The organism is Niveispirillum sp. SYP-B3756 (assembly GCF_009495745.1).
Taxonomy (GTDB): Bacteria; Pseudomonadota; Alphaproteobacteria; order Azospirillales; family Azospirillaceae; genus Niveispirillum.
Map to the genome: position 1 here is coordinate 305,192 of NZ_WIDQ01000001.1, position 12,209 is coordinate 317,400.

Annotated in this window: 10 protein-coding genes and 4 tRNA genes; 2 read left to right on the forward strand and 12 right to left on the reverse strand. The window is 62.3% G+C overall.

Annotated elements, in window-relative coordinates; all coding sequences use genetic code 11:
- Window positions 1-78: 78 nt before the first annotated feature.
- The 11 genes from rpoB to GE253_RS01535 form a co-directional block, all read right to left on the reverse strand.
- On the reverse strand, window positions 79-4,272 hold the full coding sequence (rpoB, locus tag GE253_RS01485) for a DNA-directed RNA polymerase subunit beta (protein WP_153202356.1): 4,194 nt from the start codon (window positions 4,270-4,272) through the stop codon (window positions 79-81).
- Between the two features lie 377 nt (window positions 4,273-4,649).
- Window positions 4,650-5,027: a 50S ribosomal protein L7/L12 gene (gene rplL / locus GE253_RS01490; protein ID WP_153202357.1), complete on the reverse strand. Its 378-nt coding sequence runs from the start codon at window positions 5,025-5,027 to the stop codon at window positions 4,650-4,652.
- Window positions 5,028-5,072: 45 nt separating this feature from the next.
- Complete coding sequence (gene rplJ / locus GE253_RS01495; RefSeq protein ID WP_348770756.1) at window positions 5,073-5,591, reverse strand: 50S ribosomal protein L10; 519 nt, start codon at window positions 5,589-5,591, stop codon at window positions 5,073-5,075.
- A gap of 314 nt (window positions 5,592-5,905) precedes the next feature.
- Entirely contained in the window at window positions 5,906-6,610 is a 705-nt protein-coding gene (gene rplA, locus GE253_RS01500) for a 50S ribosomal protein L1 (protein WP_153202358.1), read from the reverse strand.
- A 3-nt stretch (window positions 6,611-6,613) separates the two neighbouring features.
- Window positions 6,614-7,048: a 50S ribosomal protein L11 gene (gene rplK, locus GE253_RS01505; RefSeq protein ID WP_153202359.1), complete on the reverse strand. Its 435-nt coding sequence runs from the start codon at window positions 7,046-7,048 to the stop codon at window positions 6,614-6,616.
- A gap of 136 nt (window positions 7,049-7,184) precedes the next feature.
- Entirely contained in the window at window positions 7,185-7,715 is a 531-nt protein-coding gene (nusG, locus tag GE253_RS01510; protein WP_089287575.1) for a transcription termination/antitermination protein NusG, read from the reverse strand.
- 2 nt (window positions 7,716-7,717) lie between these two features.
- Window positions 7,718-7,915 (reverse strand): preprotein translocase subunit SecE, encoded by a 198-nt coding sequence (gene secE / locus GE253_RS01515; protein ID WP_153202815.1) that lies wholly within the window; start codon window positions 7,913-7,915, stop codon window positions 7,718-7,720.
- Window positions 7,916-8,023: 108 nt separating this feature from the next.
- Window positions 8,024-8,099, reverse strand: a tRNA-Trp gene (locus GE253_RS01520).
- A 253-nt stretch (window positions 8,100-8,352) separates the two neighbouring features.
- Window positions 8,353-9,540, reverse strand: a complete 1,188-nt coding sequence (gene tuf, locus GE253_RS01525) for an elongation factor Tu (RefSeq protein WP_153202347.1) — start codon at window positions 9,538-9,540, stop codon at window positions 8,353-8,355.
- Between the two features lie 61 nt (window positions 9,541-9,601).
- Window positions 9,602-9,675, reverse strand: a tRNA-Gly gene (locus GE253_RS01530).
- Window positions 9,676-9,756: 81 nt separating this feature from the next.
- Window positions 9,757-9,841 (reverse strand) — tRNA-Tyr (locus GE253_RS01535).
- Window positions 9,842-9,978: 137 nt separating this feature from the next.
- Here GE253_RS01535 and rlmB point away from each other — a divergent pair.
- Window positions 9,979-11,178, forward strand: coding sequence for a 23S rRNA (guanosine(2251)-2'-O)-methyltransferase RlmB (gene rlmB / locus GE253_RS01540; protein WP_153202360.1), 1,200 nt, complete (start codon window positions 9,979-9,981; stop codon window positions 11,176-11,178).
- A 52-nt stretch (window positions 11,179-11,230) separates the two neighbouring features.
- A tRNA-Thr gene (locus GE253_RS01545) sits at window positions 11,231-11,305 on the forward strand.
- A gap of 39 nt (window positions 11,306-11,344) precedes the next feature.
- Here GE253_RS01545 and GE253_RS01550 read toward each other — a convergent pair.
- Window positions 11,345-12,145: a hypothetical protein gene (locus tag GE253_RS01550; RefSeq protein WP_153202361.1), complete on the reverse strand. Its 801-nt coding sequence runs from the start codon at window positions 12,143-12,145 to the stop codon at window positions 11,345-11,347.
- Window positions 12,146-12,209 lie beyond the last annotated feature (64 nt).

Consider the following 12,209-nt stretch of genomic DNA (forward strand, 5'->3'; position numbering starts at 1 on the left):
GGCCCTGGCCTCGAAAATCATCGGGAACCGGAAAGCGGCGGACCCCTGCCCGCCGCTTTCCCTCAAACCGGACCGGTCCTACAAGTCGCGCTGGCTCAGCTCGACATTCAGACCCAGCGACCGCAGTTCCTTGACCAGAACGTTGAAGCTTTCGGGAATGCCGGCTTCGAAGTTATCGTCGCCACGGACGATGGCTTCGTAAACCTTGGTACGACCGGACACGTCGTCCGACTTCACCGTCAGCATTTCCTGCAGCGTATAGGCCGCGCCGTAAGCTTCCAGCGCCCACACTTCCATTTCACCGAAGCGCTGACCACCGAACTGGGCCTTACCACCCAGCGGCTGCTGGGTAACCAGGCTGTAGGGGCCAATGGAGCGGGCGTGGATCTTGTCGTCGACCAGGTGATGCAGCTTCAGCATGTAGATGTAGCCAACCGTAACGCGGCGGTCGAACGGATCACCCGTACGACCATCGATCAGCTGCATCTGGCCCGAGCGGTCAATACCGGCCTCTTCCAGCATCCGGCAGATATCCTCTTCGCGCGCACCGTCAAAGACGGGGGTGGCGAAGGGGATGCCGCGACGCAGGTTGTTGCCCAGTTCCAGCAGCTCGGCATCGGTCATGTCGGAGATGTCATCACCATAGACATCTTCGCCATAGATGTGGCGCAGGCGCTGACGCAGCTCGTCCAGGGTCTTGGACTTGACGGCCGCATCCGAGGCCTGGGCCCGCATCTTGTCCAGCATCGCGCCGATCTGACGACCAATACCGGCAGCAGCCCAGCCCAGATGGGTCTCCAGGATCTGCCCGACATTCATGCGTGACGGCACACCCAGCGGGTTCAGCACGATGTCGACATTCCGGCCATCTTCCAGGTACGGCATGTCTTCGATCGGGGTGATGCGCGAGATAACGCCCTTGTTGCCGTGACGACCGGCCATCTTGTCGCCGGGCTGCAGCTTGCGCTTCACCGCCACGAAGACCTTGACCATCTTCATCACGCCGGGCGGCAGCTCGTCGCCGCGCTGCAGCTTCTCGACTTTGTTCTCGAACTTCTCCTGCAGGCGCTGGACGCTCTCGTCAAACACCTTGCCGGTCTGTTCGATGAACTCCATCACATGGTCGTCGGCCACAGAGATGTGACGCCACTGGCCACGGGTCAGGCCAGCCAGCAGATCGTCGCCGATCACTTCGCCCGCCTTGATACCCTTCGGACCGGAAACCGTGGTCTGACCGACCAGCAGTTCCTTCAGGCGGGTATAGAAGCTGCGCTCCAGGATGCCCTTTTCGTCGTCGCGGTCCTTGGCCAGCTTCTCGATTTCGGCCCGCTCGATGGCCAAGGAACGCTCGTCCTTGTCCACGCCACGGCGGCTGAACACGCGCACTTCCACGACCGTACCGACCACGCCCGGCGGCAGACGCAGCGACGTGTCGCGCACATCAGAGGCCTTTTCACCGAAGATGGCGCGCAGCAGCTTTTCTTCCGGCGTCATCGGGCTTTCGCCCTTCGGCGTCACCTTGCCGACCAGAATGTCACCCGGACGGACTTCGGCACCGATATAGACGATGCCAGCCTCGTCGAGGTTCTTCAGCGCCTCTTCACCCACATTGGGAATATCGCGGGTGATTTCTTCCTGGCCCAGCTTGGTATCGCGGGCGGCAACCTCAAACTCCTCGATATGGATCGAGGTGAAGACGTCATCGCGCACGATCCGCTCGGAAATCAGGATCGAGTCTTCGAAGTTGTAACCATTCCAGGGCATGAACGCGACGAGCACGTTGCGGCCGAGCGCCAGTTCGCCCAGGTCCGTGGAGGGACCATCGGCGATGATGTCACCCTTCTGCACCCGGTCGCCCACCTTCACCAGCGGCTTCTGGTTGATACAGGTGTTCTGGTTGGAGCGCTGGAACTTCAGCATATTATAGATATCGACACCGGGGGCCGCCGGGTCCGTATCCTCGGTCGCGCGGACCACGATACGGGTGGCGTCCACCTGGTCGACGATGCCGGCGCGGCGGGCCACGATGGTCACGCCTGAGTCACGGGCAACCGTGGCTTCCATGCCGGTACCGACCAGCGGACTGTCAGCCTTGATCAGCGGCACGGCCTGACGCTGCATGTTGGAACCCATCAGCGCGCGGTTCGCGTCGTCGTTCTCCAGGAACGGGATCAGCGCCGCGGCGACGGACACAACCTGCTTCGGCGACACGTCGATCAGGTCGATCATGTCGGGGCGGGCCAACAGATATTCACCACCCTTACGGCAGGACACCAGCAGTTCGGCGAACTTGCCATCGCCATGCAAGGGCGCGTTGGCCTGGGCCACCATGTAGCGGCCTTCTTCCATGGCCGACAGGTACACCACTTCCGACGTCACCTTCTGGTCCACCACCTTGCGGTAGGGGCTTTCGATGAAGCCGTACTGGTTGACGCGGGCATAGGTGGCCAAGCTGTTGATCAGACCGATATTCGGGCCTTCCGGCGTCTCAATCGGGCAGATACGGCCATAGTGCGTGGGATGCACGTCGCGGACTTCGAAGCCGGCGCGCTCACGGGTCAGACCGCCCGGCCCCAAGGCCGAAAGACGACGCTTATGCGTGATCTCGGACAGCGGGTTGGTCTGGTCCATGAACTGCGACAGCTGCGAGGAGCCGAAGAATTCACGCACAGCGGCAGCGGCCGGCTTGGCATTGATCAGGTCATGCGGCATGACCGTATCGATTTCCACCGACGACATACGCTCGCGGATCGCGCGCTCCATGCGCAGCAGACCGACACGATATTGGTTTTCCATCAGCTCGCCGACAGAGCGGACGCGACGGTTGCCCAGATGGTCGATATCGTCGATTTCGCCGCGGCCATCCTTCAACTCCACCAGAATACGGAGGATCTTCAGGATGTCTTCCTTGCGCAGCACGCGCATCTGATCGTCCGTCTCAAAATTGAGGCGGGCGTTCATCTTCACACGACCAACGGCCGACAGGTCATAGCGTTCCTGGTCGAAGAACAGACCCCGGAACAGCGCTTCTGCACTTTCCAGCGTCGGCGGCTCGCCCGGACGCATGACGCGGTAAATATCGATCAGCGCATCTTCACGGCTGGCATTGCGATCCGCCGCCATGGTGTTGCGCATATAGGCGCCGATATTCAAATGATCGATGGCCAGAACCGGCAGCTCTTCCACGCCCATCTTTTCCAGACGGTCCAGAGCAGCGCTGCTGATCTCATCACCGGCTTCGTACAGGACTTCGCCGGTCTTCTCATCAATGATATCGACGGCCAGATAGCGACTGATGATCTCCTCGATGGAGGCCTTGACGTCGCTCAGCCCCCCTTCGACCAGGCGCTTCAGCACGCGCGGGGTCATCTTGGTTTCAGCCTGGGCCAGCACTTCGCCGGTCCGGGCATCAATCAGATCATTCGCCAGCTTCTGGCCCTTCAGGCGCTCGGCGTCGAACTTGGTCGTCCAGCCGTCGCGGGCACGCTGATAGGTCACCGTTTCATAGAAATTGCCAAGGATTTCCTCCTTGGTCATGCCCTGCGCCTCATAGGGCAGCAGATCCTTGCCCAGACCGCGACGCTGCGCACGCAGCTCTTCGGTGTCGGCCCCATCCAGCGCGTACAGCAGCGTGGTGGCCGGCAACTTGCGGCGGCGATCGATGCGGACATAGACGATGTCCTTGGCGTCGAACTCAAAGTCCAGCCAGGAACCGCGATAGGGGATCACGCGCGCGGCGAAGAGATACTTGCCCGAGCTGTGGGTCTTGCCCTTGTCATGGTCGAAGAAGACACCGGGACTGCGGTGCATCTGCGACACGATGACGCGCTCGGTGCCATTGATGATGAAGGTGCCGTTGGCCGTCATCAGGGGCATGTCGCCCATATAGACGTCCTGCTCCTTGATGTCGCGGATGGAGCGCAGGCCCGTATCTTCGTCGATATCGAACACGGTCAGACGCAGGGTCACCTTCAGCGGGGCGGCGAAGGTCATGCCGCGCTGCTGGCATTCCTCGACGTCATACTTCGGCTGTTCCAACTCGTACCGCACGAAGTCCAGAACGGCGCGGTCAGAGAAGTCCTTGATCGGGAATACCGACTTGAAGACCTCCTGGAGGCCGAGAACCGCCCGCTTCTCCGGCGCCACATCCATTTGCAGGAAATGGTCGTAGGAGCTGCGCTGAACCTCGATCAGGTTCGGCATACGGGTCACTTCGGGAATACGTCCGAAGCTCTTGCGGATACGCTTACGTCCCGTGAACGACTTGGCCATGGTGCCTCTCGTGAACTCGCCCGGTGCTGTCGCGCGCTAAAATTCAGTGCCCTGATGACAGGCGGAATAGATTCCCCCTGCCAAAACGCGAATCGACGCGGGCGGGAACCCCTGCCGGGGCACCACCGTTCCGCGTCGTATAACCGGCATTTCCGCTCTTCGGCGCTGGGCAAAAAGCGAGGAAATGCTTGGTTTTTGGCCCGACCCCACCGGTATTGCCGATGCTGCCAGAACCCTCACCCTGGATCTGTCCCGGGCGAGCCCGCGATGATAGCGGGAAAGCCCGGTCCAGAAAAGACAGACGACGCCGGGCGGCGGGCATCCCTTTCAGGATAGCCACCGTCCGGCGCCCTCTTATGCAGCGAAGAACGCCACTATTACTTGACGGCGACCTTGGCGCCGGCGTCTTCCAGCAGCTTCTTGATCTTGGCCGCTTCTTCCTTCGGCACGCCTTCCTTGACGACCTTCGGAGCGCCTTCGACCAGGTCCTTGGCTTCCTTCAGGCCCAGGCCGGTGATGGCGCGGACTTCCTTAATGACGTTGATCTTCTTGTCGCCACCGTCAACCAGTTCGATGGTGAACTCGGTCTGCTCTTCGACCGGGGCAGCGGCAGCGGCAGCGGCCGGCGCAGCGGCAACGGCCACCGGAGCGGCGGCGGAAACGCCCCACTTCTCTTCCAGCAGCTTGGACAGCTCGGCCGCTTCGATGACGGTCAGAGCGGACAGTTCTTCAACCAGCTTTTCGAGCTTGGACATGGTGTTCTCCTAGGGACACTGACTTTGTTGAAAACAGGATGCGGCTCAGGCCGCCTCGTCCTTCTTGGCGTAGGCCGCGAGAACGCGAGCCACTTGGCCACCCGGAGCCTGCAGAACACCAGCGATACGGGTCGCCGGGGTCTGGATCATACCGAGCAGGGACGCGCGCAGTTCGTTGAGCGACGGCAGCTTCGACAGGGCTTCAACACCCTGCGTATTCAGAACCGTCGAGCCGAGACCGCCGCCAATGACCTTGAACTTGTCGTTGGTCTTGGCGTAGTCAATGGCAACCTTGGCCGCCGCAACCGGGTCCTTGGACCAAGCAATGGCGGTCGGACCCTTGAACAGGTCCTCGGTCTTCTCGAACTGCGTGCCCTTGAGGGCGATGCGGGCGAGCCGGTTCTTGGTCACTTTGAAGCTGGCACCCGCGGCCCGCATCTTGCGGCGCAGATCGGTAACTTCAGCCACCGTCATGCCGGACTGCTTAGTCACGACGACGAGGGCTGCCGACTGCAGCTCAAGATTAAGGGCCGCGATCGTCGCTTCCTTTTGTGAACGATCCACGGTTCGCCTCCACGAATGAACGGGTGGGTCACCCCCTCCGTCCGGTCACACGAAAAGTCCGATCCGACAACGGCCGAACCAGACCAGGCTTACCTGTCCCAGAAGCATACAAACATCATGTCCGAAGCGATCCACCACGGTGAACCATCCCGGAATTGTTCTTCCGCTCCCGTCTATGCCGGCTGGATTATTAAGCGTCAGGGAACGGGTTCCCATCGGCGCGCGGCAGTCTCGGACAGGGTGGGCCCGGGGTAAAGCGCCCCCGAACCCGGCCCGTCACCCGGCAAGCCGGATGACGGGAAATCTGTAAGGCCTTAGCCCTGCAGCGCAGCAACCAGATCGGCCACATCGACCTTCAGGCCCGGACCCATCGAGGAGGACAGCGAGACCTTCTCGATATAGGTGCCCTTGGCGCCGGTCGGCTTAGCACGGTTGATCGCAGCCACGAAGGCCTTGACATTCTGTTCCAGGGCTTCAGCGGTGAAGCTGGCCTTGCCAACACCGGCATGGATGATACCGGTCTTCTCGGCGCGGAACTCGACCGAACCGCCCTTGGCAGCCTTGACGGCCTCGGTCACGTTCGGGGTCACGGTGCCCAGCTTCGGGTTCGGCATCAGGCCGCGCGGGCCCAGCACCTTACCCAGCTTGCCGACCACGCCCATCATGTCCGGGGTGGCGATGCAGCGATCGAAATCCATCTTGCCGGCCAGGATCTGCTCGGCCAGATCGTCGGCACCGACCAGATCGGCACCAGCGGCCTTGGCTTCCTCAGCCTTGGCGTTGCGAGCAAACACGGCGACGCGCACGGTCTTGCCGGTACCGTTCGGCAGCACCACCATGCCACGGACCTGCTGGTCGGCGTGACGCGGATCGATGCCCAGATTCATCGCGATTTCGACGGTTTCGTCGAACTTGGCGGTGGCATTGCCCTTGACGGTCGCAACAGCCTCGCCCAGGGCGTAGAACTTGGTGCGGTCAACGTTGGCGTTGGCCTTCTTCAGACGCTTACCGATGGCCATTTATCAGCCCTCCACCACTTCGAGACCCATGGAACGAGCGGAACCGATGATCATGCTCATCGCGGCTTCCACGTCGTTCGCGTTCAGGTCGACCATCTTCTGTTCAGCAATGGCGCGGACCTGAGAGGTCGTGACCTTGCCGACAGTGGCGGACTTGCCGACGGTGGACGAACCCTTGGTGATGCCCGAGGCCTTCTTCAGGAAGTAGGTCACCGGCGGGGTCTTGGTAACGAAGGTAAAGGTACGATCACCGAAAGCGGTGATGACCACCGGGATCGGCATACCCTGTTCCAGCTGGGCCGTCTTTGCATTGAACTGCTTGACGAATTCCATGATGTTCAGGCCGCGCTGACCCAGCGCCGGGCCGATCGGCGGCGACGGGTTGGCCTTGCCGGCCGGAACCTGCAACTTGATGTAACCGACGATTTTCTTCGCCATGACACAATCCTCAAAAACTGACAGGGCGGCCAGGCCGCCCCATCATGGGATCGCGTGGTGCGGCTGCCCCTGGACTTCTGGGGCCCGGCCTCCCACGCATGAAATCCGGCCGATGTGAGCATCGGCCGGAATGGGGTCAGATCTTTTCGACCTGGGTATATTCCAGCTCCACCGGGGTGGCGCGACCGAAGATGGAGACCGCGACCTTGACGCGGGCCTTGTCCTCGTCGACCTCCTCAATGAGACCGGTGAAGGAGGTAAACGGCCCGTCCGTGACGCGCACCTGCTCACCCACTTCGAAGCTGATGGAGGGCTTGGGCCGCTCCACGCCTTCCTGCACCTGATTCATGATGCGCAGCGCCTCGGCTTCCGAAATCGGCTGCGGCTTGCCACCACCGCCCAGGAAGTCTGTCACCTTCGGCGCATTCTTCACCAGATGCCAGGTCTCATCCTCCAGCTCCATCTTCACCAGCACGTAGCCGGGGAAGAACTTGCGCTCGGAGTTGATCTTGGCGCCGCGACGAACCTCAACGACCTCTTCGGTCGGAACCAGGATGTCGCCAAACTTGTCTTCAAGGCCCTTCTGAGCGGCCTTTTCGCGGATCGCCTGGGCGACCTTCTTCTCGAAACCGGAATAAACGTGAACGACGTACCAGCGCATCGCCATGGTCAGCCTCCAATGCCGAGAATCAGGCGGATGCCAAGCCCGATGATCTGGTCCACCCCCAGGAAAAAGACGGACGCCAGGATGACCATGACAAACACCATGATGGTCGAAACGGTCGTCTCTTTCCGCGTCGGCCAAGTGACCTTGGCGACCTCACGGCGCACCTCGCGCAAGAATTCTGCGGGATTTGTCTTCGCCATGGCGGCTTTAGCCATCATTCCTGATTGGGAATAACCCGACATTGCGCTCCTTGCACGGGCATCGGCGAAGGAGCCGATTTTCTGCGAGGTGCCGTCCCCTTGAAGGGATGGCAGGAGTGGAGGGGCTCGAACCCCCAACCCCCGGTTTTGGAGACCGGTGCTCTACCAATTGAGCTACACTCCTACGCGCCCGATACCAGCTGGCTGTCATGGAATTTTATTTCCAATCCGGCCCACCCGCTCGGGAGTGCGGGTTGATAGCGCAGATAACGCCGCGACGCAACAGTCAGATGACACTGTCTGTCGAATTTTCATCGCATTGGAACGTTGCGCCCGCCGCATACGAAAACCATCCCGAGGATGGCCTCCTATAATAAGGAAGAGGCCGCTGTTGCCAGCGGCCTCTTCCCCTCACAAACCACCCGAAGGCAGCGTGATTACTTGACGATCTTCGACACGACGCCGGCGCCGACGGTGCGGCCGCCTTCACGGATGGCGAAGCGCAGGCCTTCGTCCATGGCGATCGGGGCGATCAGCTTCACGGCGAAGCGGATATTGTCGCCCGGCATCACCATTTCCGTGCCTTCCGGCAGGGTCACCGAACCCGTCACGTCCGTGGTACGGAAGTAGAACTGCGGACGGTAATTGGCGAAGAACGGGGTGTGACGGCCGCCTTCTTCCTTGGTCAGGATATAGGTCTCGGCTTCGAAGTCCGTGTGCGGCTTGATCGAACCCGGCTTGGCCAGAACCTGACCGCGCTCAACGTCTTCACGCTTCGTGCCGCGCAGCAGCGCACCAATGTTATCGCCAGCCTGGCCCTGGTCCAGCAGCTTGCGGAACATTTCAACGCCGGTCACCGTCGTCTTCACCGTGTCCTTCAGACCGACGATTTCAACTTCTTCACCGACCTTGACGATACCCTTCTCAACGCGACCGGTCACCACGGTGCCACGGCCCGAGATCGAGAACACGTCTTCGATCGGCATCAGGAACGGCAGGTCAACCGGACGCTCCGGCTGCGGGATGTAACGGTCAACCTCGGCCATCAGCTTCAGAACAGCTTCGCGGCCGATTTCCGGCTGCGTGTCGTTCAGGGCGCAAACGGCAGAGCCGGGAACGATCGGAATATCGTCGCCGGGGAAGCCATAGGAAGACAGCAGCTCGCGCAGTTCCAGCTCGACCAGCTCAACCAGATCCGGATCGGCCAGATCCATCTTGTTCAGGAACACCACCAGCGCCGGCACGCCGACCTGACGGGCCAGCAGGATGTGCTCGCGCGTCTGCGGCATCGGGCCGTCAGCGGCAGAGCAAACCAGGATCGCGCCGTCCATCTGGGCGGCACCGGTGATCATGTTCTTCACATAGTCGGCGTGGCCCGGGCAGTCCACGTGCGCATAGTGACGGTTGTCCGTCTCATACTCAACGTGTGCGGTCGAGATCGTGATACCACGAGCCTTCTCTTCCGGGGCCTTGTCGATCTGGTCATAGGCGGTGAAGGTCGCGCCGCCCTTCTCGGCCAGAACCTTGGTGATCGCCGCGGTCAGCGACGTCTTGCCGTGGTCAACGTGGCCGATCGTGCCGATGTTGCAGTGCGGCTTCGTCCGCTCAAACTTTGCCTTCGCCATGGTATCCTGTGCCCTTGCCTGATCCGTCCTGAGACGCCGGGTCGTGGAAAACTTGAAACGTTGGAGCGGGTGAAGGGAATCGAACCCTCGTCGTAAGCTTGGAAGGCTTCTGCTCTACCATTGAGCTACACCCGCACGGGAACGCCCCGTCGCCTACCTTAAGAGAGCGCACCACAAGCAGAACGGCGCGCCCCATCATCTGAGGCGCGCCTGAACTGGTGGAAGGGGCTGGATTCGAACCAGCGTACGCTATGCGGGCAGATTTACAGTCTGCTGCCTTTAACCACTCGGCCACCCTTCCTCGGTGCCGCTCTCGGCCAGCGGCCGGAACGGGGCGCTTTATAAAGGCTCGGATTTTTCCGTCAATGACTTTCTTACACACCCCTCAAGATTTTTTCATGGCTGGCGGAAATGCTGGGTTTGACGGAAAGTGCGCCTATGAGAAACCGACCCCCCTCCTCCAAATCCGACCGCCGCGGCAAAAGCGGCCCCTCCACCACCGGCCGCGACACTGGTCGTGGCAAGCCCGGCGCGCCCGCAAAGGGCCCCCGCGCGGCCAAAAGCTTCACCCGTGACGAGGAAAGGCCCGCCCGTGGCCCGCGCGTCACGCGTGAGCGCGCAGAACATCAGGGGGATGATCGCCAGCCCCAACGCGGTCCCCGCCGTGATGATACCCGCCCCGGCGGGCGTGCCCCTGCCCGCGACGACGCCCGCTCCGGCGGGCGTCCCGGCCGCGATGGCGGACCGGCACGCATCAGCCGCGATGGCGCCCCCTCGCGCCCGCCGCGCGGTGACAGTCGCCCGGTTCGCAGCAATCCCGGCCGGCCGCTCTCGGCCGCCGAGGAACTGGGCCTGGAAGAATCAGCCCCGTTGCGCGCCAGCGTCGGCCCGGCACTGAATAAGCACAATCTGCTTTATGGCATTCACGCCGTCGCCGCCGCCTGGACCAACCCGGCCCGCAAGATTCGTGACCTGTTCGTGACCGAGGCCGGGCTGGAGGCGCTGGACAGCGCCTTCGACAAGGCCTCGCAGGCGGAGTTGGACCGGCCGGAGCCGCAGCTGGTGGAAAAGGACGACCTGGACAAGCTGCTGCCGCCGGGTGCCGTGCACCAGGGCGTGGCGCTGTCCTGCGCCCCGCTGCCGGAAGTGCAGATCGAGGATATCTGCATCGCCGCCGCCAATGATCCATCCGCCACGGTGGTGGTGCTGGATCAGGTGACCGATCCGCACAATGTCGGCGCTGTGCTGCGCTCTGCCGCTGCATTCGGCGCCAAGGCCGTCATTGTGCAGGATCGCCATGCCCCGCCCGTCACCGGCACCCTGGCCAAAACGGCCTCCGGTGCGGTGGAGGTGGTGCCGCTGGTGCGCGTCACCAACCTGGCCCGGGCCATTGATGATCTGAAGGCCGCCGGCTTCTGGACCGTCGGTCTGGCCGAATCAGGCGTGCGCAACCTGCATCAGGTTGACTTGACTGGCCGCAGCGCCCTGGTCATGGGCTCTGAGGGCGAAGGTATCCGCCGTCTGACGGGCGAACGTTGCGATGAAATCGTGCGTTTGCCGACCGGCGGCCCCATCGGCAGCCTGAATGTTTCGAATGCAGCTGCTGTAGCTCTTTACGAGGTCGCGCGACGGCGCTAATGTCCCGGCCCGGTTGCAGGGAAGTCCCCTGCAACCGGTCGAACCCTGGTCAGCCGGTTTAGCTCAGTGGTAGAGCAACCGCCTTGTAAGCGGTAGGTCGTCAGTTCAATCCTGACAACCGGCACCAGCGGCCCCGCCCGCGCCTCCCCCTGAGGCAGACAGGCCTTCAATTCCTCATAACGTATGGCTTGCCAGCGAGGTCATAGCGCACCACGCCCTGTGGCACGCTGTTCAGATTGACCCCGCGCGCGCCACCCGCAACGCCGTTATTGCCGATATATTGCCAGATATCGGCTTCATTCACGTAATAGACCGCACTGGTGCGGAAGGTATAGAAACCCTCCCGCGCGATGGAGACGGTGAGAATCAGCTCCGTATCCGTTTCCGGCGCCTTGTTGTTCCACATTTCCAGGCTGGCCGCCGCCGCCCCTGCGGTGATCCCCCAGGGGAATTTCGACAAGGTGCCGCCGGACAGGGCCGAGGCCACCCCCACACCGGCCGCCAGAAAGGTCAAGGGACCGGGGATCGGGGCGGCATCCAGGCGCGGCGCATTGCTTTTCACCGTCAGCACATCGATTCCCACCGACGTGACGTCGGGGCGCGAATCAACGGCCACCGGATGGCCCTTCTGCACCAGCCGGGTCGTCACCGCGTTCAGGAATGCGTCGGCGAACAGCGTGTCCTCCCGACGCATCATATAAAGCTGGACCGGCACCTTCCTGCCCATCTGGAATTCCAGATGGGCTGAAATTGCCGAGGCGACATCTTCCGCCACCACCTGCCACTGCCCGGCCGATTGCAAAACCGGCTGCGGTGCCATGGGAATGCTGGTGGCCATCGGCCGCGCCGTACAGCCGCCCAAACCCAGGCACAGGGCCAATGCCGCACAGAAAAGGCCGGCCCGGCGCCCATGACGCCCGACCGGCCTGGAAAAGTCGCACTGGGTGTTGGCTGTCTGGCGGGGCATGGGATCGGTTCCGGTTCTGGTTTACCCCTAAGGCAAAGCAAACCTTGTGCCAGGACCGAAGGCC